The following is a 21,587-nucleotide window of genomic DNA, read 5'->3' as shown; positions in this document are numbered from 1 at the left end:
CCGGTTCCGGTCGGTTTGGCCCTTCCTATGCAAGGGGTCGAGGGGCGTCAACGGGGCTTTGGGCTGTGGCTGTATCTGCGCGGCCACACCACAAATTCCCCGCATTCACAGCATGGTATTTGGCAAATGAAATCGCGTATTCTGCACCTCAGTACAAACACCGCATAACACGGGCAGACTATGACACGCGTATTTTCAGCTATTCTTTTGTTTCTTCTGGTCGGCCTGCGCGCCGCGACCGCTCAACAAGACCCCGGCGTCTGGGTTCAGGTCGAGGCGCAGCCGTCGCTGCGCGAAGCGCAGGACCGGGCGCAAGCCTATGCCAGCACCCTGCCCGATGTGAACGGGTTTCGGCTGAACAGCGGCTGGTATGCCATCGTCATTGGCCCCTATTCGCGCGGCGATGCCGAGCAGGTTTTGCGCGTATACCGGGCCGAGGGGCAGATCCCGCGTGACAGCTTTGTCGCGTTTTCAAGCGCGCTGGGGCAGCAATTCTGGCCGGTCGGCGAAAACGCGGTGAACCGCGACGTTGTTAGCGTGCTGACAGAACCGGCAGCACAGGCGGAAGAACCAGTGGCGGTTACGACCGCACAGGATTCGGATGAAACCCGCGAACAGGCGTTGCAATCCGAGCGCCTTTTGACGGCGCAGGAACGGAAAGACCTGCAAACAGCCCTGCAAGCGGCGGGTTTCTATAATTCGACCATCGATGGCGCTTTCGGTCAGGGAACCCGCCGGTCGATGGGCGATTGGCAGCGGTTCAATGGTTATGAGGCGACGGGCATTCTGACCACAGTGCAACGCAAGGCCCTGATGGATGAATACAACGCGCCGCTGATCTCGGCCGGGATGGACCGGTATTCCGATGACGCGGCCGGAATTGCGCTGGACATGCCGTTGGGTACAGTCAGCTTTGACCGCTATGAGGCACCGTTCGTGCATTTCAAAAGCGCCTCGGACCTGAACGCCCAGGCCCTTTTGATCAGTCAGGAGGGTGACAAGAACACGCTGCGCGCCCTTTACGAGGTGATGCAGTCGCTTGAGATTGTACCGCTGAACGGCCCGCGCGAGCTGGGCCGCGACCAGTTCACCCTTGAAGGGCGCGGCAATGGGATCGTGTCATTCACGCAGGCGCGGCTGGATGATGGAAAGATCAAGGGCTTTACACTCGTCTGGCCCGAAGGGGACGAAGCGCGCCGCCTGCGTGTTCTGGCTGCGATGGCGACCAGCCTGAGCACAACGGACGCGGTTCTGGATGCCGCCGCCGGTGCGGATGCGGAACAGCGCATCGATCTGGTCTCGGGTCTTCAGATCCGCAAGCCCCGGTTGTCGCGGTCGGGCTTTTTCGCTGGTGCGGACGGCACGGTTCTGACGGTGTCCGAAGCCGCCGAAAGCTGCACCCGGATCACTCTGGAAGGGGATCAGGAGGTTCAGCTGGCGCTGACGGACCCGGAGCTTGGTGTTTCGGTTCTGCGTCCTGCAAAAGCTCTTGCCCCTATGAGTGTTGCTGCTTTCAGCACCACCCAACCGCGCATCCAGTCCGAAGTGGCCGTATCCGGCTTTTCCTACCAGGGGGCTTTGGGCGCACCGACGCTGACCTACGGCCAAATCGCGGATATCCGTGGCCTGAACGGCGAGACGGGTGTCAAACGGCTGGCGCTGAACGCACAGCCCGGCGATGCGGGCGGGCCGGTCTTCAACGACAGCGGCAACGTGGTTGGCATGCTGCTGCCCACACCGTCCGAGGGGCGCACCCTGCCCGCGTCAGTCAGCCTTGCGGCAACGGTCGAGCGGTTGACAGAAATCCTGACGAAAGCCGGTGTTTCCGGTCAGTCGAGCGAGGAAACCACCCGGATTTCCCCCAACGAGCTGAACCGGCGCGCGACCGGAATGACGGTTCTGGTGCATTGCTGGGATTGAACGCGCGCAGATATTGAAACCAGACATTGAAACATCAAAGCGCCGCATGAACCTGCGGCGCTTTTATTTGTTACAGAATGTCCGGGGTCACGTGGATCAAGGTCGGGACAGGTGCATCGAAAGCCGCGCGAACCGCGCTCTGCATCTCAGCCAGAGATGAAGGGGCTGAGGCGCGCGCGCCAAAAGCTTCGGCCAGCTTGCAGAAGTCCGGGTTATGCGCCACCACTGCATTGGGCGCGATCTGGCTGCGGACCATGCTGTCTTCGATTTCTTTCAGTTTGCCATTGTCCCACAGGATGATCGGCAGCGACAAACCCAGTTCGACCGCAACACCCAGTTCCTGCATCGTATAGTGGAACCCGTAATCCCCGGCGATAACCGCCGTTGGTTTGCCGCGCCGCGCCACCGCGCCGCCAATTCCGGCCGGTAGACCATAGCCCAGCGTTCCGAACCCGGTCGGATGGTGCCAGTGATGCGGATGGGCCATGTCCCACACCTCTTTCGCGACATAGGCGAATTGGGTCATGTCGGAATAGATCATGGTATCAGCGGGCATCGCGGCGCGCAGCGCATCGGCCACTGCTGCAATTCCGGGCCGTTCGGCATCCACCTCGGCCCGCCACCGGGCGCGGGTTTCGGATATTTCGTCGGGCGACCAGCCGGTTGCCGGTTTCAGGTTTTCGGTCGCCTGCCACAAGGCGCGGGCAAAGCTTTCGCTGTCGGTTTGCAGTTTGATCGCGGCGCGATGGTGGTCCGACAGGACTTCGGGATCAAGGTCAACGCGGATCAGCGTTGACGAATGCCCAAGGTCGCTGCGCCACAGATCGACCTCGCCCAATTCGGCGCCGACCGCGATGACCAGATCCGCAGAGGCGATAACCTCGGCGCTGCCTGGGCGCGGCAGCGACGCGCCGAAATCCAGCGGATAGTTTGCGCCCGGCAGCCCGCGCCCTGCATATGTAGTAAAACATGCAGCCCCAAGCTGTGTCAGAATCTGCCGCCAGTCGTTGGACTTGCAACCGCCCCCAAGAATGAACAGCGGCCTGCGCGCAAGGTTCAGCATCGAGACAACCGGCGATACGTCAGGCGGCAACGCCTTGGTGCGCAACGCAGGCTGGTTGGGGAAAGGTGCCGGGTCAGCCTCGGCCTGCAACTGCGCGATTGGCACTTGAATGTGCTTGGGGCGCGGGCGCGACAGCTCGAATTCTTCAAAGGCGCGTTCGACCAGCGCATAGGCGGCCTCGGCGGTGTTGGCCTGTGCCGACCAGTGTGCAACGGTTCCGGCCGCAAGGCGCTGGTCCTTCATCTGGTGCAACTGGCCGCGCAGCGCCTGTGTTTCATCAAGGCAGGACGACACCACCAGCATCGGCACCGAGTCGCTGTAGGCCTGCCCGATCGGCGTCATGATGTTGCACAGGCCGGGCCCGGTGATCACATAGGCAACCCCCGGCTTGCCGGTTGCGCGGGCATACCCATCGGCCATAAACCCCGCCCCCTGTTCGTGACGGGCCAAAACATGTTGGATGCCAGCCTCTTCGATGCCGCGATACATTTCCTGATTGTGAACGCCGGGTATACCGAAAATCACGTCCACGCCACGATCCTTGAGCATATGCGAAATCTGCGCGCCAAGGGGTCTTTTCATCAGCCTCTCCAGAATTGAACAGTGAAGATCGCGTAAACGGCCAACAGCTCGAGCCGCCCGACCAGCATCCCGATTGTCAGCAACCATTTGGCCGTGTCGTTGAGATTTGCGAAATTGCCCGCTGGTCCGATCTGATCGCCCAGACCGGGACCGACATTGGCCAGCGCGGTCGCTGCCCCGGAAACGGCTGTGATAAAGTCCAGACCGGTCAGCGCCAGCGCCCAGGACAGCACGCCCATCGACAGGACAAAGAACATGAAGAAGCTCATCACCGAGGTCAGAATACCCTGCCCCACAGGCCGCCCATCATAGAGCGGCACGAACACGCCATGCGGAGACCTGATCCGTTTGATCTGACTTTTGATCGAGGCAAACAGCAGCTGATAGCGGAATATCTTGATCGAACATGCCGTCGATCCCGCGCAGCCGCCAATCAGGCCGATCAGGAAGAACATCATGATCGGAAAGCTGCCCCAGCCCATGTAATCGACACTGGCATAGCCGGTCCCCGAGATGATCGAGGTGATGTTGAACAAAGATTCCCGAAACGCCTGTTCCCAGTGATGCGGAAAGACCGATGTCAGGAAAATCGACATGATGATGACCAGAACCAGAATGGTCGCCAGAAACACGCGAACTTGACTGTCTTTCCACAAGGACGCTGTATGGCCGTTTGCCAGCTGGACGTAGCGCACAAAAGGAAGCGCCGCCAAAATCATGAAGACCGACGCCGCATATTCGGCGGGCCCCGAGAAGGTTCCGAACGAGGCGTCATAATTCGAGAACCCGCCGGTCGAAAGCGTTGTCAACGCATGTACCAGGGCGTCGAAAAAGTTCATTCCCAGACCGGCGTAAACCAGCGCGCAGACAAGTGTCAGGAAAACATAGATGAGCGAAATCTGACCCGCGATCTCTTGCGCGCGAGGCAGGATTTTTCCCATTGTTTCAAAGCCTTCCGAGCGGAAGATTTGCATGCCACCAACGCGCAGTTCGGGCAGGAATACCATGGCGACAACGATGATCCCGATGCCCCCCAGCCATTGCAGGATACCGCGCCACAGCAAAAGCCCCTGCGGCAGGGTGTCCAACCCGGAAATCACTGTTGAACCTGTTGTTGTCAGGCCGGACATCGCCTCGAAATACGCATCGACAAAGCGCAGCTCGGTTTCACCGAACAGAAACGGAATTGCGCCAAACAGGGGCAGCGCCGCCCAAACACCGGTTGTCAACAGGAAGGTCTGGCGGATGGTCAGCCCTTCGCCCACACCGTTCGAGCAACTCATCGCCAGAACGGACCCGGTCAGCGTCGTGATAATCGCGCTTTCCAGAAACACGTGCCATTCCCCGCGCCCCTCGATCAGGTCCGCGAGCATAGGCAGCAGCATGGTCGCCCCAAGAATGGCGACCAGCAAGCCAATCACATATCCGACCGGGCGAAGATCCATCATGACGCGCAGGGTTGGCGTGCCAACCCGACCGTGTCAAGCAGATGATCCCGGTTTACCCGTCAGTTTTTGGCATCTGCTCCGGGCATCACGGGTGGTTTGGACGGGGCACGAGTTTTTCGCGCCTGCGGTTTGCGCGGCTCTGTTGCCGGGGCAGATTTCGCCTGCACCTCAGCCGGGGCAGGATCGGCCGGTGTCGGCTTAACCTGCGTTGCCTGAACAGGCGCCGGTTTTGCAGGGGCGGGCTTGGGCGTTACGGGCGACACGGTTGCGGTCGCAGGTGTCACCGTAGATTCAACAGGTTTTACTGCTATTTCATCCCTAACCGCTGGTGTCGGTTTGGCTGCCGCCGGGGGTGCTGCCGTGGGCCGCGGACTGGCTGAGAACTCAACCGGTGTGGCCGCCGGCTTGGACGGTGCAGGTTTGCGGGCCAGCTTTTTCTTGGGCGTTGACGATTTCACCGGTACGCGTTTCGCACGGGTCGCGGCGGGTTTGGGTTTGGCCACCGGTTTTTCCGCCGGTGTTTCCACCACAGGAACCGGTGCTGATGCTGCCAGGTGCAGGGCGTGGACCGGCACCATCGGCAGTTCAAGTGCCGAACGGGTCATGATCTGTGCGATCTTGATCTGGTTGACGATCGCATAGCCAGCCATGCGTATAGCTGCGGCCTGAAGCTCTAGCGGTTGGGTAATAGGATTCATTCCATAGATCTCCTCTGAAAACGATGCAGCCCGAAGAGTGAGGGTAAAGCGCCCTGCCCGCTCGGGGGGTCCGGGCGGAGGTTGGGGTCTTGCAGTCCAAGGCGTCTCACGTCTCGGCTTCCTTTCGGGTGACACACCATTGAGCGCGCCGGTGTGCCGAAGCTGCATTCCCCGTCAGGATACAGGAAGTCTTCACGCAATTGCAGCATTTTTGCTGCACTGCGGCGAATGAGCGCCGATCAGATAAATCTCTGATTAAATTCTAGCCACTTACCCGAGACGTTCAGCCAACGTGAAACAGGGTCGTAAACAGTTTCGGGTCCAGGCTGGACGCGGTGAAGGTTGGGCCTTCGGTCAGAATCGACACGGCGTCATGGCTGTGCAGGCTCTCTTGATGGCTTGCGACAACGCGAAAATCGCCAACGTGATGATCTGCCAGAAGCTCGGCGCAGAACAGGCGCGCGGCATCTTCGACAAAGATCGGATTGGCTGCGTTCAGCTCGGCAAATGCCTGTTCATCTTCGCGTTTCACCATGACCTGAGTTTCCGTCGGAACCGCACGGCGGCACAGCGCAATCAGGTCTTCAAACCACAGGCAATCCGCATCGCAATCCACGACAACCGAGATCCGTGCGACGGAGCGCTGCGAATGCGGCGTCGCCAGCTGACCGCGCATCGACCGGGCATGTTCGCTGAGTTCCAAAGAACATGGGCAGGTCGAGGAATAGACATAGTCAAGGTGCATGATCTTTAAACGCACACCGTTCTGTTCGACCAGTTCCAGCGCTATATCGTAATACTGGTACCCTTCAAGGCCCGAGCGCAGGCTTTTGATCCTATCCGGGTAAGAAAAGCGCATCTGGATACGGGCGTCGAAACTGTCCAGATCGGACATGTAATCATCCAGAGCGGATTCCATGACCTCAAAGCTGAACGTCCGTTCCGCATGTTTGTAGAAAGACCGCATGATCCGGGACATATTGATGCCCTTTTTCTCGGCCTCGAGGCTGACCGTGCCGGTGATCGAGGTTTCCAGCGTCAGGTCTTCGCCCTCTTTCCGGTGGAACCGGATCGGCAGGCGGAAGTTCGAAATACCCACATGTTGAATCTGCTGTTTGGCCCCTCGGATCAGGCTGGACGGGCCGTTCTGCAAATCCGGCAAGGATGCGCGGTACGCCGCATCGACGGTAAAGTCATCGGGGTAAGCGCGCGAAAAGGGCGGATAGTTGCCCGCCGCCAGACCGGGCAGCAGCCGGGCCACAGCCGGGTCAAGCTGGTTTATCTCGGCTTCCGAGGCGGACTTTGCCCATTGCCGCAAAACGTTCAAAGCCTCGGCAGCCTTGTCCCGATCCGGTTTTTCATCAATGTCGCGCGGGTGAACGTTCATCAGCGGCAGTTCCTTGGTTGGTCGTCGGACTATATATGACTGATGGTCTAATACCAGTCTAACCCGATACGTCGGCAATAGCAGCCCGGATTGAAAAATCCGGCGCAAAACCGTCATCTCGCAACAGTTAGCGCCTTTTGAAGGCGGGAACAGCGGGTGGTGCGCCTGGCTGCCGCCCGAAACAGAGTGGCCGCATGGGCAGGCAGCCAGCCCCCACGCACGAAAAGGGCGCGCGGGGGGCTTTGGTTTATTTCTGCGAGGCTTCCAACGCTTGCTGAAGGTCGGCCAGCAAGTCACCGGCATCCTCAAGCCCGACGGAAAAGCGGATCAGACCTGGTGTAATGCCCAGCTGGTCCTTCTGCACGTCACTAAGACGCTGGTGCGTTGTTGTCGCCGGGTGCGTCGCGATGGATTTGGCATCGCCCAGATTGTTCGAAATCACAGGAATGGTCATTGCGTTCAGGAAGGCAAACGCCGCATCCTTGCCGCCCTTGATGTCCAGCGACAGCACGGTTCCGCCCTTGCCGCGCAACTGGGTCTGAACTAGCGCGTTCTGGGCATGGGTTTTCAGACCGGGATAAAGTGTACGTTCCAGCGCCGGGTGCCCTTCCAGCGCCTCGGCAATCTTTTGCGCGCTTTCGGCTTGAGCATTGACCCGCAGCGCCATCGTCTCAAGACCCTTGAGCATGATCCACGCATTGAACGGGCTCAGCGCGCCGCCGGTATGCTTGAGATAGGGTTCAACGGTTCCGCGGATGAAGTCCTTGGTTCCGATGATCACACCGCCCAGCGCACGGCCCTGCCCATCGATATGCTTGGTCGCTGAATAGACGACCACATCCGCACCCTGCTGGATCGCGCGCGAGAACACCGGGGTCGAGAACACGTTGTCCACCACGACAACGGCTCCGACCCCATGGGCCAGATCGGCCACGGCGGCGATATCGATCACCTCAAGCGTGGGGTTCGACATGGATTCAAAGAAAACGGCCTTGGTGTCCGGGCGGATCGCAGCCTTCCACTGTTCCAGATCGGTGCCGTCAACAAAGGTCACGTCCACGCCATAGCGGCTCAGGATGTTTTCAAGGATATAGAGGCACGAGCCGAACAGCGCCTTGGCCGAAACGACATGGTCCCCGGCCTTCAGCATCGAGGTCAGCGCGCCGTTGACGGCGGCCATACCCGAGGCCGTCGCAAACGCATCTTCGCCGCCTTCCAGCGCCGCGATGCGTTGCTCGAACATGGACACGGTCGGGTTGCCGTAACGGGCATAGATGAACTCGTCCGGGCCACATTCCAGAAATCGGGCCTCGGCCTGTTCAGCGTTTTCGTAGACGAAACCCTGCGTCAGGAAAATCGCCTCGCTCACCTCGTTATACTGGCTGCGACGGATGCCGCCATGGACGGCTTGGGTGCGTTTGTTCCAGTTCTCGCTCATCTCAATCCTTTCAGCCTCGGGTGGAGGCAAACAAAAAACCCCAGACGCGGCCAAGCGAAAGGGGTCTTTCATCCTGACCTTTTAGCGGTGTTGTTTAGCGTGGCCCGCAATCCGGTAACAAATCGCCACGTAGCTTCAGGATCGCAATACGCCTCGGGCGGTTCTCGGTCAAGCCCGGCCTGCGGTTCGGTCACGCTTTCGTAAGCGGTACTTGCCGAACCGGCAGAAACCCGCATGATCCCCGTCAACATCAGGAGAACACATGGCTGACCCGATTGATCTGTATTTCTGGCCGACACCGAATGGCTGGAAAGTTTCCATCGCCTTGGAAGAGATGGAGCTGCCCTACACCACCCATCTGATCAATATCGGCAAGGGTGACCAGTTCGACCCCGGTTTCCTGAAGATCGCGCCCAACAACCGGATGCCCGCCATCGTCGATCCCGACGGGCCGGACGGCGCACCTATTTCGGTTTTCGAAAGCGGCGCGATCCTGATGTATCTGGCCCGCAAGACCGGGCGGTTCTATGGCAGGACCGAGCGCGACCGGATCGCGGTCGAGGAATGGCTGATGTGGCAGATGGGAGGCGTTGGCCCGATGGCGGGTCAGGCGCATCACTTCCTGAAATACGCCCCGCAACTGGACCCGCCACAGGACCTGCCCTATGCCAAGGACCGCTACCGCGCCGAGGTCGCGCGCCTTTACGGCGTACTGGACCGGCGGCTGGCCGAAAACGAGTATGTCGCGGGCGATTTCTATTCCATCGCCGACATGTCGATCTGGGGCTGGGCCAGCCTGTGGGAAGGTCAGCAGCAGGTGCTGGAGGACAAGCCGCACTTTGCCCGCTGGCTGGAGACCGTCAGCGCCCGCCCAGCCGTTCAGGCCGGACGCGCGCTTTATGCCGAGTTGCGAGGGGATCACCGGGACAAGCTGGCGCAGAGCGTTTTGTTCAAGCGGTAGGCTTGTTCCATGGCCGGTTTTGAGGTCAATCTTACGTATGCTGCGTGATGCGCGAATATCCGCCTTTGCTATTGTATAGGTTTGGCAAATCATTACATGAGCGACGGAAATCCTTCAGAAAGACCCACTCAAGATGTACGCGGCATTATTTGTCGTTTTTGGCCTTGTTGGCTTAGTGGTCGGTGGCGAATTGGTGGTGCGCGGATCGGTTTCTGCTGCCAAGTCGTTCGGTATTTCACCGATGGTCATTGGACTGACACTGGTTGGCTTCGGAACGTCAACACCGGAACTGGTTACAAGCTTGCAAGCCGCGCTTTCCGGTTCTTCAGGCATTTCAATTGGGAATGTTGTTGGCAGCAACATTGGGAACATTCTTCTAATACTCGGCATCGCAGCACTCATCGCACCTATCGCCGTGAACCCGAGAGCACTCCGCCGGGACGGCACGGCGGTCGTGATAGTAACTCTCCTTTGTTTAAGCGTAGTTCTATACGGCGAAATCAGCCGGCTGATCGGCGCAGGGCTCGTCGTCACCTTAGCGGCCTATCTGGGCTTCACACTGTGGTCTGAGTATAGGTCCGAAGGCACGCCAGCCGCAGCTGTCTACGAGAACGAAGCAGAAGCCGTAGTCGGCCCAGAAACATCACTTGCCGTGTCGTTACTGATCACCGTTGCAGGGCTGGCGATCACCATATTTGGGGCAAAGCTCTTGGTGACAGGTGCCGTGTCTCTTGCCGAGACAGCGGGGCTTTCGGAGACGGTAATTGGGCTGACAATTGTTGCAATCGGAACCTCAATGCCGGAACTCGTCACTTCAATCATCGCAGTTCGGAAAGGTGAGGGAGATGTCGCACTCGGGAACGTCTTGGGCAGTAACATCTTCAACATCTTGGGTATCCTTGGCGTAACTGTTCTGGTGCAACCTATGGTCATTCCTGGCGAGATTATTCGTCTCGATATCTGGGTTCTGTGTGCCTCAACGCTTGTCCTTATCGGGTTTGCCCGAAGCGGCTGGTCAATCAGTCGGCGCGAGGGCGGGCTCTTTGTGCTCGCTTACGTTGTCTATCTTGGTGTGCTTCTGGCTCGGTAAGCGTTCACTCGGATAGCCTAGCTGTCTAATGAAGCGGACCTTTACAGCGGTGCAGCTATGGCCCGCTTTGTCCCCGTACCAGGTTACTCCGCCCCGCACCAACACGACCAGCACCCCCGGCGGCGAATCCTTGGCGCGGGGCGACCTGTCAGCGAAACTGGAATTCAGGTTCCGCGGGGAAAGACATGGAAATACCTGTCCAGTGCCCATTGCGCAGCCTTGCAACGTTCCGCCCGTCAACGCGCATCCGGGTTGTCAGGACAAATGTGGCCTGCCCTTTGTTCGCTCCGGCTTTCTGGGCTGCGCCGTCAGAACGCTCTGCCCTTTCGAAAAGCATCCCATCGGGTTTTGCCGACCGACGGGACCGAAAGCTCGGGATCAAATGCGGCTTTCGATCCGCTTTCTCCGCCGAGCGCGACGCCTCCATCCGCTTGAGTTGCTGCAACTCCGACCGAAGCCTTTTTGCAGTCTCAACCTGCCTGCGTTCAAAGGAATAAGCGCTCAACGCCTCATCGATCATTCGGGCGGTATGAACATATCCCGCTGAACGCGTGAGTTCCGAGAGCTCAGCCAGACGGTCGGAAATCCGGCTTTCGTCCAGAGAGACGGTATTTTGGAGCGATCCTTGGTGTGTTGCGTTGGGCATCCGAACTGACTCTGAAAAGACGTTGAGTGATGCGCAATCCGGCCCGAGCTTTGACACAAGCCGATGCGCAAAGATGCGTGTCACTACTCGCCCGGTGCCAAAGAGTCGACCATCCCGCGTTCAAGTGGCGGAAAAGCGCCTTAATCGCGCATTTGGGGCATAGAAAACATATCGCCCGCCCTTCAGGCGCGGGTTTGCGGCACTGCGACGGACAATGTCGGATTGATCCGCACAGCAGGCCTAACCCTGCCCCTGCACCAGCAGGTCCAGCATGCCCGAGATATCCTCGATCTCTTCCGCGATCACATGGGTCACCGAATGCGCCCGCTGCATCCGGCCCGTCACCTTCAGCAACCGCCCCGAGATCACCGCACGGCGGAAGCGTTCGTAGATTTTGCGCCAGACCACCACGTTGACGATCCCGGTCTCATCCTCAAGCGTCAGAAAGATCACGCCTTTGGCTGTCCCCGGCCGCTGCCGCAAGATCACCAGCCCGGCCACGGCCACACGCGCCCCTTCGGGCGGGGCCGCCAGCTGGGCGGAGGGCAGACAGGACGGCGGTCGCGGCCAGTCCCGGTTTGAAATCGCGCGGTGAAAAGGGGCAGTAAACATAAGAACAAAAATAGAACAAAATACAGGAAAGTCCAGACACGGCGCAAGGAGTCGCAAATGAGGCTGGAAACACCTAACTCCCTTCACTAAGGAAGGTTTCGAACATCGCAAAAGGAAGATGCACGCAATGGCAAAGATCACCTATGTCGAGCATGGCGGTACCGAGCACACTGTCGAGGTCGCCAACGGACTGACTGTCATGGAAGGGGCCCGAGACAACAATATTCCCGGCATCGAGGCCGATTGCGGCGGTGCCTGCGCCTGCTCGACCTGCCATGTCTATGTCCACCCCGACTGGGTCGAGAAGATCCCGGCCAAGGACGACATGGAAGAGGATATGCTGGATTTCGCCTATGAGCCCGACCCGGCCCGCTCGCGCCTGACCTGCCAGATCAAGGTGACCGACGCGCTGGACGGTCTGATTGTCCAGATGCCCGAAAAGCAGATCTGATGCTGTCCAAAGCGCCGCGTCAACCCGCCCGCCTGTGGCAATGTCGGGTGCGCAGCGCTTTGCTCCCTTTTGGCATGTGGTGCGCGCTGCCAATCGCAGTCCCGGCGGACACCATCACCGACGCTCGCTTCACGGAACCAACCACGCGATACGCGCATGGTGTTTTGGGCGACAACATCGAATACGGCGCGCTGGAACTTGTGGTCAATGACACAGTCGTAACGGTTCGCCTGCCACAGGACCGTGTATTCGAAGACCTCGCGCCGCGTCTGGCAGACATCGACAGGGACGGCGCGGTTGAAGCAATTGTCGTTGAAACGCAGGACACAACAGGCGCTCAGCTTGCGATCTACAACGCCGCTGGCGAAAAAATCGCGGCCACACCTCATATCGGCGCACGTTTCCGCTGGCTCGCCCCGGTCGGTGCTGCTGATCTGGACGGTGACGGCAATATCGAAATCGCCTATATCGACCGCCCCCACCTGGCCAAAACCCTGCGCATCTGGCGCTTCAAAGATGGCGGCCTGACCGAAATCGCCGCTCTGCCCGGCCTGACCAACCACAAGATCGGTGAGGATTTCATTTCCGGCGGCCTGAGGAGCTGTGGTGAACCCCCTGAGATGATCCTCGCAAGCGCCGACTGGTCGCAGATCATCCGTGTTTCCTATCAGGATGGCTGGCATCTGACGGACCTGGGCCCGCTCAAACACCGTGACAGTCTCACATCAGCCCTGAAGTGCTGATCCGCTTCTTCATCTGGCCAAAAATATCCTGGGGGTGAGCGGTTGAAAGGAAATCGTCCAGTGGACGATTTCGACCGCGAACGCGCGCAGCGTCGGGAGGCCGCAAGGCCGAGGGGGCAAAGCCCCATGCCCGATCATCCCTCCAAAGCGCGCCAGCCGATATCGCTACGATAGAACCCTTCGGGCCAATCCACGGCATCAACCATCTGATACGCCCGGTCGCGCGCCTCTTGCAGCGTTTTTCCGCGCGCGGTCACGTTCAGAACGCGCCCGCCGAAAGCCTGCACCTGCCCCGCAGCCTCGCTAGTGCCGGCATGAAACACCATATTGCTGCTGTCCTCGGGCATGCCGTCCAATCCTTTGATGACCGTGCCCTTCTCGTAGGTTCCCGGATAACCTTTGGCCGCCATCACGACCGTCATCGCGTGATCATCAGCCCAGTTGACCCGCATCTCGCCCAGCCGCCCTTCGGCGGTGGCATGCAACAGGTCCATCGCCTGCGCGCCCAGACGCATCATCAGGACCTGACATTCCGGGTCCCCAAAACGGACGTTGTATTCCACAAGGCGCGGCTGGCCGTCCTTGATCATCAGCCCCGCATAGAGAATTCCCTGAAACGGTGTGCCCCGGCGCTTCATTTCGGCAATGGTGGGGCGCACGATTTCTTCCATCGCGCGCGCTTCAACTTCCGCACTCAGAACCGGCGCCGGAGAATAGGCACCCATCCCCCCGGTGTTCAGGCCGGTATCCCCTTCGCCCACCCGCTTGTGGTCTTGTGCCGTGCCGATGGACAGGATGTCTTGACCATCGCACAGAACAAACAAAGACGCTTCTTCGCCGTCCATAAACTCTTCGATCACGACCTCGGCCCCCGCGCCACCAAAGGCACCTCCGAACATGTCGTCAATGGCGTCAAGCGCCGTGTCTTCGTCCATGGCCACGATCACGCCCTTGCCGGCGGCCAGACCATCGGCCTTGACCACGATGGGCGCGCCCTGTTCGCGGATATAAGCCTTGGCGGGTTCGGGCGCGGTGAACCGCGCATAAGCGGCGGTGGGGGCATGTGCCGCGTCGCAGATTTCCTTGGTAAAGCTTTTCGAGGCTTCCAGCCGGGCCGCTTCGGCAGACGGTCCGAAAACCAGCACCCCGGCTTCGCGCAGGCGATCCGCCACTCCTGCTGCCAAGGGGGCCTCGGGGCCGACAATCACGAAATCAATCGCGTTTTCCTCGGCAAAGCTGACGACGGCCCCGCCGTTTTCGATATCCAGAGCGGCACAATCCGCGATCTGAGCGATCCCGGCATTGCCCGGCGCCACGATCAGACGGTCGCATTTTGGGTTTTGCATCACCGCCCAGGCCAGGCTGTGTTCGCGCCCGCCGCTGCCGAGAATAAGGATGTTCATGGGGTCGTCTCCGATCTGCTTGGCCTCGCCTGCGCGGCGTTCTAAGCTGGGTGAGCATTTGAAACAAGGCGCTGAAATGTCCGACCTGCTTGATGACCCGATTCCGGGCCAAAACACCCCTGAATACACGGTTTCCGAGGTCTCGGGCGAGGTAAAACGCACGCTGGAAGGCGCGTTCGGGCGAATCCGCGTGCGCGGCGAAGTTGGCCGCGTGTTCAAGGCCCGATCCGGGCACCTGTACTACGACATCAAGGACGACCGGAACGTTTTGGCCTGCACGACATGGAAAGGTCAGGTTTCCAGCCTCTCGGTCGTGCCAGAGGAAGGGCTGGAGGTTGTCGTCACCGGTCGCCTGACCGCTTTTGGCGCGCAATCCAAATACAACCTGAATGTCGATGAAGTTGCCGTTGCCGGTCAGGGCGCGCTTATGGCCTTGCTGGAAAAGCGCAAGAAACAGCTTGAGGCCGAAGGTCTGTTTGCGCCCGAGCGTAAGAAGCCCCTGCCGTATCTGCCGCAGATCATCGGCGTCGTGACATCGCCTTCGGGCGCGGTGATCCGTGACATTCTGCACCGGCTTCGGGACAGGTTCCCGCGCAAGGTGCTGATCTGGCCCGTAGCCGTGCAGGGCGCAAACTGCGCCCCCGAGGTTTCCCGCGCCATCGAAGGGTTCAACCAGTTTACACCCGGTGGCGCACTGCCCCGTCCTGACCTGATCATCGTGGCCCGTGGCGGTGGGTCGATCGAAGATCTTTGGGGCTTCAACGAAGAAAGTGTCGCGCGCGCCGCCGCCACATCGGAAATACCGCTGATTTCGGCCGTCGGGCATGAAACCGACACGACCCTGATTGATTTCGTCTCGGACCGCCGCGCGCCTACACCCACAGCTGCGGCAGAGCTGGCCGTGCCGGTCCGCATCGAACTGCTCGCCTGGACCGGAGAGCAAGGCGCCCGTCTGTCGCGCGCGGCAACGGACGCGGTGCAGCGCCGTTCGCAAAGGCTGCGCGATTTGTCCCGCGCCCTGCCGCGCCCTGACAGTCTGTTGAACTCCCCCAGACAACGCCTTGATTTGATTGCAGATCGCCTGACCCCGGCTTTGACGCGAGGAGTACAAAACCGTCGCCTGCAAGTGGTGGAACTGTCGGCTCATCTGCGCCCGTCAACTCTGCGCGGTCTGGTCTCGGCCCGGCAGGAATCACTGCGCAACCTGTCTTCGCGCCTGTCCCTGCGACCGATTCAACGCGAGATCGGCCAGCATGCTCAAAACCTTGCCCGGCTTGGTGACCGGCTGAACGCGGCGCAGACCACGCGGCTGGATCGTCTGAAACATCAGCTTGAGGCCACCGACCGCCTGCGCGAAACGCTCAGCTACAAGGCCACGCTGGAACGCGGATATGCTGTGGTCCGCGCAGATGGGAATGTCATCACGACCAAAGCCGAGGCCGCGAAACATACGGCGCTGGACATCGAATTCGCCGATGGCATTCTTGGCGCCGGGACAGCCGCAAAGCAGCCCAACCGGAAAACCAAACCGGATGCACCAGATCAGGGATCGTTGTTCTAAGCCATGCTGACAATCTGGGGCCGCAAAACGTCATCGAATGTTCAGGCCCTGATGTGGTGCGTCGGAGAGCTAGGGCTGCGCTTTCATCGCCACGATGCAGGGCATAGGTTCGGTGGGCTGGACACCGATGCCTTTCGCAAGCTGAACCCGAACGGCACCATCCCAGTACTCCAGGATGGTAATCACCCACCGCTGTGGGAGACCGGCGCAATCCTGCGCTACCTGGCGAATGCCTATGGCGGGAATGCGTTCTGGCCGCGCGACCCGGTCCAACGGGCCGAAGTCGACAAATGGGCGGAATGGGCCAAGATCAACATTGCGATGGATTTCACGGTACCCGTGTTCTGGCAGGTTGTGCGAACTGCTCCGGCGCAGCAGGACCAACACGCGATTAAACAGGCCGTTGCCGCACTGGAAAGCAAACTGGCACTTGCCGATACCCGGTTATCAGAAAACACCTACCTGTGCGGGTCCGATCTGACGCTGGCCGATATTCAGCTGGGACATATCCTCTATCGCTATTACGACATCGCCATATCCCGCAGGGTCCTGCCCAACCTGCGGCGCTATTACGAAAAGCTGACAGAAAGACCTGCATATCAGGAGCATGTCATGCTCAGCTATGATGAGCTTCGGGTGATCTAGTCAGACACCGACGTCGGGGCCATAACACACCATTTCTTCGCCGATATCTTCCGCCTCGTACAGTTCGGTCGCCTGCGGGTCGCCTTCAAACTGCGCGACGAGGCCACCGCCGGATCGCGTAAAAACCCAGCATTGCGGATCAAACCGGTCTTCGTAGATGAAACAAATCTGCTCATCCTGCTGATACCAGACACCTTCCTTGCAATCGCCATCCAGAAAAGACCAGATCACCCGGCGGTTGGGCAAATAGCGTTCGACCCCGTAAACCTGCCCTTCGAACCCGTAAAACAGGGTCTTGCCCCGCGTATAGGTGTCGAATTCGGGGCCGGACAAAGGGGCCTGGGCCACAGCGGGCGGTGCGGCAAAACAGGCGAGAATCATCAGCGCTCGGAACATACGCCCATTGTGTCAGATGCGATCCGGAGACGCCATTCACCCTTTGGCCGAGGGTTGGCGAAACACGCTTAACTCCACGTAAGCGCTTGATTATTTGCCCCACTCGGGATGATGGTATTCGAAAACCGCGGTGAGGTGACATGACAACCCTTCTCTTCTGGATCGCCCTTGGCTGCGCATTGGGATACCTGCCCCTGACGGTCCGACCAGCCAGTTCCTTGCGCACTGTGCTGAAAACCACCTCGGTCGCCGTGTTGGCAGTCATTGCGGTTCTGCAGGGCGGCCCATGGATGCTGGCCGTTGCGCTTGCACTGTGCGCGACCGGGGACGCGCTGTTGTCGCGTGAAACGGATGCCACGTTCATGGCTGGTATTGCCGCTTTTGCCGCCGGGCATCTGGCCTATATCGCCTTGTTTCTTTCGCATCCCGCCAGTTCCGCCAGCCTGATCTGGGACGCCCCCGCGATCGTGTGGTCTCTGATCATTCTGGGCATTGTCATGGCCACCTTGCTTGCCTCTCGGGCCGGAGATCTCAAAGGCCCTGTTCTGGCCTATATACCGATCATCCTTGGCATGGGGATCACCGTGCTGGCGCTGCCCCAGACAGGTGCCCTGCGATGGGCGTTTCCGGCTGCAATCGCCTTCATCGCGTCCGACCTGATCCTTGCAACGGAAAAGTTCCTGCTGCCTGCGAACCATCCCGCCCACAAGCTGACTCCCTATCTGATCTGGCCGCTCTACTGGGGCGCGCAATTTGGGTTCGTCTTCGCTTTTGCGTGACCCTTTGCAACTGCCGCAAATCCGCATTAGGTGAAAGGAACACCTGCGGAGACCAAATATGGCGTTTTTCTCAAAGCTAAAGGACAAGCTGTTCAAATCCTCATCCCGCCTCGAACAGGGGCTGGACGCCATCATCGAGGATGGTGGCGAGGAAATCGCCGCACCCGACCCAGTCCTCCCCGAACCAGAGCCCGAGCCGCAACCGGTCCCGGAAATTCCGGCCCCTGAACCGGCGCAGGAACCGTCTGAACAACCTGCCCCCGCGCCGGCAGACCCCAAGCCCATTGCCCCACCGCCGGAAATTCCCGAATCCAAAGGCATCCTGAACCGCCTGTTCAGCCGCGGCGGCGACGCCACTGAAATGCGCCGCACGCTGGATGACGACATGCTCGAGCAGCTCGAAGAGCTGCTGATCGCTTCTGACATGGGCGTCGACACCGCCCTCCGTGTCACCTCGAACATGGCCGAGGGGCGCTTTGGGCGCAAACTCTCGACCCGGGAAATCAAACAGCTTTTGGCGCAGGAAGTGTCCCGTGTGATGGAGCCCGTGGCCAAGCCACTGCCGATTTACCCCAAACGCCCGCAAGTGGTGCTGGTCGTCGGTGTCAACGGCTCGGGCAAGACCACGACCATCGGCAAACTGGCCAGCCAGTTCAAGCAGGCTGGAAAAAAAGTCGTCATCGCCGCCGGTGATACCTTTCGTGCTGCAGCCGTCGAACAGCTGCAAGTCTGGGGCGACCGCGCCGGGGTTCCGGTTCTGACCGCGCCCGAGGGCTCGGATCCCGCCAGCCTCGCCTTTGACGCGCTGACCCGGGCACAGGCCGAAGGCGCGGACCTGCTGATGATCGACACCGCCGGACGCCTGCAAAACCGCACGGATCTGATGGAGGAGCTGGCCAAGATCGTCCGCGTCATCCGCAAGGTTGACGAGACCGCGCCGCACAACACCTTGCTGGTCCTCGATGCCACCACAGGCCAGAACGCGCTGAGCCAGGTGGAAACTTTCCGCAAGCTGGCCGATGTCTCGGGCCTGATCATGACCAAGCTGGACGGAACCGCCAAGGGCGGCGTGCTGGTCGCTCTGGCCGACAAGTTCGGCCTGCCGATCCATGCAATCGGGGTGGGAGAGCAGATTGATGACCTTGCCCCCTTCGACCCCGAAGAATTCGCCGCCGCCCTGACCGGGCTCGACAAGGGCTGATCCGCCACTTCATCTGGCCCTAAATATCCTCGGGGGTGTGGGGGCAGACAGCCCCCCACACCTCTCCGCCCGGCAAAAGGTTTGCGTATTTGAGCGACTGGCTGATCTCACTTGAAGGCACCGAAGCCGGTCACCAACTGGCGCTGGCACTGGCGTTGATGGCTGCCTTCCTGCACGCCGCGTTCGGGGCGCTGCAGAAAGGCCGCCATGATCCATGGCTGTCCCGCGGCGCCATTGACGCCAGCTATGGCCTGATGGCCGCCCCGTTTGCCTTTTTCGTGGTGCCTTGGCCTGAACCACATATGTGGCCGATCTTCGCCCTCGTCTGGATGATCCACATTGCCTACAAGACGCTGCAGGCCGCGGCGTACACCAAGGGGTCCTACACGGTCGTCTATCCCGTCGTGCGCGGGACAGGCCCGCTGTTTACGGTCATTGGTGCCTATCTTCTGTTCGGTGAAACATTCTCGACCGTGCAGTGGCTGGGCGTCGCAACCCTGCTGGCCGGGATATTTGGGTTGGCCGCCTACAACTTCAGGTTCCTGGAAACCAACAGGGATACGCTGGGCATCGCGTTGACACTGGCGATCATCACGGGCCTGTTTGTGGCGCTTTACACCACCTATGACGCCTATGGCATACGCGCCACCGCCGACCCGTTCACATTTCTGGCCTGGTTTTTCATGATCGACGGCGCGGCGATGCCGGTCTACGCCTTCCTCAGATGGCGCGCGATGACACATCGCCCTGCACCCGGTCCGCTGATGCTGCGGGGCCTGGCCGGCGGTATCATCGCGCCTTTGTCCTTCGGGTCGATCATGCTGGCCACACGGCTGGACAAAGTCGGTGAAGCCGCCGTGCTGCGCGAAACCTCAACCGTCTTTGCGGCGCTGATCGGCTGGCTTGTCCTGAAGGAGACCGTTGGCCCAAGACGCATTGCATTGATGGCATTGATTGCACTCGGCGCCGTAATAGTTGAAATGGGCGGGTAAGCAGCAGGACATACCGATGACAGGCAAAAAAGATATCAACCCATTTCTGAAACAGGTGCTGGAGCTTGGCCCGCCGCTGGCCTTCTTCTTCATCTACCTGCGCTTGCGTGATGACAGCTTTCTGATCGGTGGCACCGAGTATTCCGGCTTTATCATCGCCACGATTATCTTCGTCCCCCTGATGCTGGGGGCAATGGGTATCCTGTGGTATCTGACCGGCCAGCTTAGCCGGATGCAGATTTTCACGGCCTTCATGGTCATTTTCTTTGGTGGCCTGACCGCATGGTTCAATGACGAGCGGTTTTTCAAGATGAAAACCACGCTTGTCTATGGCCTGTTCGCCCTGATCCTTGGCATCGGGTTGCTGCAAAAGAAATCTTATCTGGCCTACGTACTGGATGAATTGCTGCCGATGAAGCACGAAGGGTGGATGATTCTGACGCGCCGCCTTTGCGCCTGTTTCGCCGTTCTGGCCGCCGCAAACGAGTTTGTCTGGCGCACCATGTCGACCGACCTTTGGGTCAAAATCGAAACCTTCGGATTTCCCATCGCGCTGATGGCCTTCCTGATGCTGCAATTCAGCATCCTGCAACGCTATATGGACGACCCGGAACAGAAATAGCTGCCCTGACGTCGCAATACCTGCAAAACAAACAAAATTCTTGGCTTAGCCGCCGAGCTATGGGAAGTTGTGTCACCACCCACACTCACACCTTACCCAAGATCGGTGTATACATGACGGCCTTTCCCACCAGCGGCTTCCTTTCGGAGGCCTCCGACGGGCTTAGAGAGATGCTTTCGGCGCAGGCGACCGACATCTCGCTGGCTCAAGGCGAAACCCTATTCGAACAGGGCGATGAAGGCGATTCGCTCTATGCCATTTTGGAAGGCACGCTTGAAGTGTCCTTTCTGGCGATGAGCGGGCGAAAGCTGACGCTGACCCTGATGCGCCCTGGCGAAGTCTTTGGCGAAATTGCACTGTTTGACAACGGCCCGCGCACGGCGACTATTGCGGCGGCCGAGCCATCGCGCGTTTTGCGCGTACGTCGCAATGACGTCATGAACCAGATCAGAAAACAGCCTGATCTTGCCGTGGATCTGATCCGGTTGGCCGGGGTGCGTATGCGATGGATGGGGTTGCAGCTGAACGAGCAGGTCTTTTTGCCCATGCCCATTCGATTGGCCCGAAAGCTGTTGCATCTGTCGGAATTGCAGGACGACCCAACGCAGCGCATCACCTTGTCGCAGAGCGAACTGGCCGAATTCGTCGGGGCCACACGCGAGGCCGTTTCCAAGACGATCTCGATCTGGAAACGCGACAATATTGTCGAATCCTCGCGCGGCGGATTGCTGATTCAGGATTTCGACGCTTTGCGGGAACTGGCCGATTCCGAACTTATCTGACCCAGTGTGATCTGGTTCACATACGAAGAGGTCGGCGTTGACCTAAGGTGAAGTTGTTACCGTAGGAGGTCAGAGAATCATCCCCGATATCTGTCCACTGATCTCTCCCTGTATCTGAGCCATACGCAATTACCGCGTATGGCTCATTTTCTTTCTGCATGCCTCTT

At 59.7% G+C, this 21,587-nt stretch carries 21 protein-coding genes and 1 riboswitch; of the genes, 12 read left to right on the top strand and 9 right to left on the bottom strand.

Going from position 1 to position 21,587, the window contains the following annotated elements; genetic code table 11:
• The first annotated feature begins 180 nt into the window (after positions 1-180).
• A complete protein-coding gene (locus tag ACR0AM_RS06110; protein WP_480622403.1) occupies positions 181-1,920 on the top strand; it encodes a serine protease in 1,740 nt (579 codons plus the stop codon).
• 70 nt (positions 1,921-1,990) lie between these two features.
• On the opposite strand, the gene ACR0AM_RS06105 is transcribed toward ACR0AM_RS06110, so the two are convergent.
• From ACR0AM_RS06105 to metZ, 5 genes are all read right to left on the bottom strand, one after another.
• On the bottom strand, positions 1,991-3,565 hold the full coding sequence (locus ACR0AM_RS06105; protein WP_480622402.1) for a 5-guanidino-2-oxopentanoate decarboxylase: 1,575 nt from the start codon (positions 3,563-3,565) through the stop codon (positions 1,991-1,993).
• Positions 3,565-5,013: a TrkH family potassium uptake protein gene (locus ACR0AM_RS06100; RefSeq protein WP_480476522.1), complete on the bottom strand. Its 1,449-nt coding sequence runs from the start codon at positions 5,011-5,013 to the stop codon at positions 3,565-3,567. Before ACR0AM_RS06100 ends, ACR0AM_RS06105 begins: the two co-directional genes overlap by 1 nt.
• Positions 5,014-5,072: 59 nt before the next feature.
• Complete coding sequence (locus tag ACR0AM_RS06095) at positions 5,073-5,711, bottom strand: hypothetical protein (protein WP_480622401.1); 639 nt, start codon at positions 5,709-5,711, stop codon at positions 5,073-5,075.
• A 283-nt stretch (positions 5,712-5,994) separates the two neighbouring features.
• On the bottom strand, positions 5,995-7,098 hold the full coding sequence (gene folE2 / locus ACR0AM_RS06090) for a GTP cyclohydrolase FolE2 (RefSeq protein ID WP_480476518.1): 1,104 nt from the start codon (positions 7,096-7,098) through the stop codon (positions 5,995-5,997).
• 247 nt (positions 7,099-7,345) lie between these two features.
• Complete coding sequence (metZ, locus tag ACR0AM_RS06085) at positions 7,346-8,536, bottom strand: O-succinylhomoserine sulfhydrylase (RefSeq protein ID WP_480622400.1); 1,191 nt, start codon at positions 8,534-8,536, stop codon at positions 7,346-7,348.
• A gap of 61 nt (positions 8,537-8,597) precedes the next feature.
• A riboswitch (SAM riboswitch) is annotated at positions 8,598-8,675 on the bottom strand.
• 123 nt (positions 8,676-8,798) lie between these two features.
• On the opposite strand from metZ, the gene ACR0AM_RS06080 reads away from it, so the two are divergent.
• Positions 8,799-9,497, top strand: coding sequence for a glutathione S-transferase N-terminal domain-containing protein (locus tag ACR0AM_RS06080; RefSeq protein ID WP_480622399.1), 699 nt, complete (start codon positions 8,799-8,801; stop codon positions 9,495-9,497).
• Positions 9,498-9,630: 133 nt separating this feature from the next.
• On the top strand, positions 9,631-10,587 hold the full coding sequence (locus tag ACR0AM_RS06075; RefSeq protein WP_480604157.1) for a calcium/sodium antiporter: 957 nt from the start codon (positions 9,631-9,633) through the stop codon (positions 10,585-10,587).
• A gap of 148 nt (positions 10,588-10,735) precedes the next feature.
• On the opposite strand, the gene ACR0AM_RS06070 is transcribed toward ACR0AM_RS06075, so the two are convergent.
• Together ACR0AM_RS06070 and ACR0AM_RS06065 are read right to left on the bottom strand one after the other, a co-directional pair.
• On the bottom strand, positions 10,736-11,233 hold the full coding sequence (locus ACR0AM_RS06070) for a hypothetical protein (RefSeq protein ID WP_480493454.1): 498 nt from the start codon (positions 11,231-11,233) through the stop codon (positions 10,736-10,738).
• A gap of 240 nt (positions 11,234-11,473) precedes the next feature.
• Positions 11,474-11,845, bottom strand: coding sequence for an OB-fold nucleic acid binding domain-containing protein (locus ACR0AM_RS06065; protein ID WP_480622398.1), 372 nt, complete (start codon positions 11,843-11,845; stop codon positions 11,474-11,476).
• Between the two features lie 127 nt (positions 11,846-11,972).
• Here ACR0AM_RS06065 and ACR0AM_RS06060 point away from each other — a divergent pair, with 127 nt between their 5' ends.
• Both ACR0AM_RS06060 and ACR0AM_RS06055 read left to right on the top strand, forming a co-directional pair.
• Positions 11,973-12,296 carry a 2Fe-2S iron-sulfur cluster-binding protein gene (locus tag ACR0AM_RS06060; protein ID WP_209504265.1) on the top strand — a complete coding sequence of 108 codons (324 nt, stop codon included), beginning with the start codon at positions 11,973-11,975 and terminating at the stop codon, positions 12,294-12,296.
• Complete coding sequence (locus ACR0AM_RS06055) at positions 12,296-13,039, top strand: FG-GAP repeat domain-containing protein (RefSeq protein ID WP_480516608.1); 744 nt, start codon at positions 12,296-12,298, stop codon at positions 13,037-13,039. Before ACR0AM_RS06060 ends, ACR0AM_RS06055 begins: the two co-directional genes overlap by 1 nt.
• A 134-nt stretch (positions 13,040-13,173) precedes the next feature.
• On the opposite strand, the gene purD is transcribed toward ACR0AM_RS06055, so the two are convergent.
• A complete protein-coding gene (purD, locus tag ACR0AM_RS06050) occupies positions 13,174-14,442 on the bottom strand; it encodes a phosphoribosylamine--glycine ligase (protein WP_480622397.1) in 1,269 nt (422 codons plus the stop codon).
• Between the two features lie 76 nt (positions 14,443-14,518).
• Between purD and xseA the strand changes: the two genes are divergently transcribed.
• Positions 14,519-16,003, top strand: a complete 1,485-nt coding sequence (gene xseA, locus ACR0AM_RS06045; RefSeq protein ID WP_480622396.1) for an exodeoxyribonuclease VII large subunit — start codon at positions 14,519-14,521, stop codon at positions 16,001-16,003.
• 3 nt (positions 16,004-16,006) lie between these two features.
• Positions 16,007-16,648, top strand: coding sequence for a glutathione S-transferase family protein (locus ACR0AM_RS06040; RefSeq protein ID WP_480554673.1), 642 nt, complete (start codon positions 16,007-16,009; stop codon positions 16,646-16,648).
• Here ACR0AM_RS06040 and ACR0AM_RS06035 read toward each other — a convergent pair whose 3' ends face one another.
• A complete protein-coding gene (locus ACR0AM_RS06035) occupies positions 16,649-17,029 on the bottom strand; it encodes a hypothetical protein (RefSeq protein WP_480622395.1) in 381 nt (126 codons plus the stop codon).
• Between the two features lie 155 nt (positions 17,030-17,184).
• On the opposite strand from ACR0AM_RS06035, the gene ACR0AM_RS06030 reads away from it, so the two are divergent.
• The 5 genes from ACR0AM_RS06030 to ACR0AM_RS06010 all read left to right on the top strand — a co-directional run bounded on the left by ACR0AM_RS06030 (position 17,185) and on the right by ACR0AM_RS06010 (position 21,420).
• Complete coding sequence (locus ACR0AM_RS06030; protein ID WP_480516598.1) at positions 17,185-17,823, top strand: lysoplasmalogenase family protein; 639 nt, start codon at positions 17,185-17,187, stop codon at positions 17,821-17,823.
• Positions 17,824-17,881: 58 nt separating this feature from the next.
• Positions 17,882-19,024, top strand: a complete 1,143-nt coding sequence (gene ftsY, locus ACR0AM_RS06025; RefSeq protein ID WP_480622394.1) for a signal recognition particle-docking protein FtsY — start codon at positions 17,882-17,884, stop codon at positions 19,022-19,024.
• An 89-nt stretch (positions 19,025-19,113) separates the two neighbouring features.
• Positions 19,114-20,016, top strand: a complete 903-nt coding sequence (locus tag ACR0AM_RS06020; RefSeq protein ID WP_480622393.1) for an EamA family transporter — start codon at positions 19,114-19,116, stop codon at positions 20,014-20,016.
• A 16-nt stretch (positions 20,017-20,032) separates the two neighbouring features.
• Positions 20,033-20,638, top strand: coding sequence for an inner membrane-spanning protein YciB (locus ACR0AM_RS06015; protein ID WP_480476490.1), 606 nt, complete (start codon positions 20,033-20,035; stop codon positions 20,636-20,638).
• Between the two features lie 113 nt (positions 20,639-20,751).
• The gene (locus tag ACR0AM_RS06010; RefSeq protein WP_480476488.1) at positions 20,752-21,420 is read left to right on the top strand and encodes a Crp/Fnr family transcriptional regulator; all 669 of its coding nucleotides are present in this window, start codon (positions 20,752-20,754) and stop codon (positions 21,418-21,420) included.
• Positions 21,421-21,587 lie beyond the last annotated feature (167 nt).

It is taken from the genome of Ruegeria sp. AD9 (genome assembly GCF_056542305.1).
Note: the sequence above shows the minus strand (reverse complement) of the source record. Positions and strands in the feature narration are given on the sequence as shown.

Bases quoted from the DNA above. Each gene is read 5' to 3' on its own strand.
- ACR0AM_RS06110 (WP_480622403.1), top strand. From the start codon at position 181: ATGACACGCGTATTTTCAGCTATTCTTTTGTTTCTTCTGGTCGGCCTG.
- ACR0AM_RS06105 (WP_480622402.1), bottom strand. From the start codon at position 3,565: ATGAAAAGACCCCTTGGCGCGCAGATTTCGCATATGCTCAAGGATCGT.
- ACR0AM_RS06100 (WP_480476522.1), bottom strand. From the start codon at position 5,013: ATGATGGATCTTCGCCCGGTCGGATATGTGATTGGCTTGCTGGTCGCC.
- ACR0AM_RS06095 (WP_480622401.1), bottom strand. From the start codon at position 5,711: ATGAATCCTATTACCCAACCGCTAGAGCTTCAGGCCGCAGCTATACGC.
- folE2 (WP_480476518.1), bottom strand. From the start codon at position 7,098: ATGAACGTTCACCCGCGCGACATTGATGAAAAACCGGATCGGGACAAG.
- metZ (WP_480622400.1), bottom strand. From the start codon at position 8,536: ATGAGCGAGAACTGGAACAAACGCACCCAAGCCGTCCATGGCGGCATC.
- ACR0AM_RS06080 (WP_480622399.1), top strand. From the start codon at position 8,799: ATGGCTGACCCGATTGATCTGTATTTCTGGCCGACACCGAATGGCTGG.
- ACR0AM_RS06075 (WP_480604157.1), top strand. From the start codon at position 9,631: ATGTACGCGGCATTATTTGTCGTTTTTGGCCTTGTTGGCTTAGTGGTC.
- ACR0AM_RS06070 (WP_480493454.1), bottom strand. From the start codon at position 11,233: ATGCCCAACGCAACACACCAAGGATCGCTCCAAAATACCGTCTCTCTG.
- ACR0AM_RS06065 (WP_480622398.1), bottom strand. From the start codon at position 11,845: ATGTTTACTGCCCCTTTTCACCGCGCGATTTCAAACCGGGACTGGCCG.
- ACR0AM_RS06060 (WP_209504265.1), top strand. From the start codon at position 11,973: ATGGCAAAGATCACCTATGTCGAGCATGGCGGTACCGAGCACACTGTC.
- ACR0AM_RS06055 (WP_480516608.1), top strand. From the start codon at position 12,296: ATGCTGTCCAAAGCGCCGCGTCAACCCGCCCGCCTGTGGCAATGTCGG.
- purD (WP_480622397.1), bottom strand. From the start codon at position 14,442: ATGAACATCCTTATTCTCGGCAGCGGCGGGCGCGAACACAGCCTGGCC.
- xseA (WP_480622396.1), top strand. From the start codon at position 14,519: ATGTCCGACCTGCTTGATGACCCGATTCCGGGCCAAAACACCCCTGAA.
- ACR0AM_RS06040 (WP_480554673.1), top strand. From the start codon at position 16,007: ATGCTGACAATCTGGGGCCGCAAAACGTCATCGAATGTTCAGGCCCTG.
- ACR0AM_RS06035 (WP_480622395.1), bottom strand. From the start codon at position 17,029: ATGATTCTCGCCTGTTTTGCCGCACCGCCCGCTGTGGCCCAGGCCCCT.
- ACR0AM_RS06030 (WP_480516598.1), top strand. From the start codon at position 17,185: ATGACAACCCTTCTCTTCTGGATCGCCCTTGGCTGCGCATTGGGATAC.
- ftsY (WP_480622394.1), top strand. From the start codon at position 17,882: ATGGCGTTTTTCTCAAAGCTAAAGGACAAGCTGTTCAAATCCTCATCC.
- ACR0AM_RS06015 (WP_480476490.1), top strand. From the start codon at position 20,033: ATGACAGGCAAAAAAGATATCAACCCATTTCTGAAACAGGTGCTGGAG.
- ACR0AM_RS06010 (WP_480476488.1), top strand. From the start codon at position 20,752: ATGACGGCCTTTCCCACCAGCGGCTTCCTTTCGGAGGCCTCCGACGGG.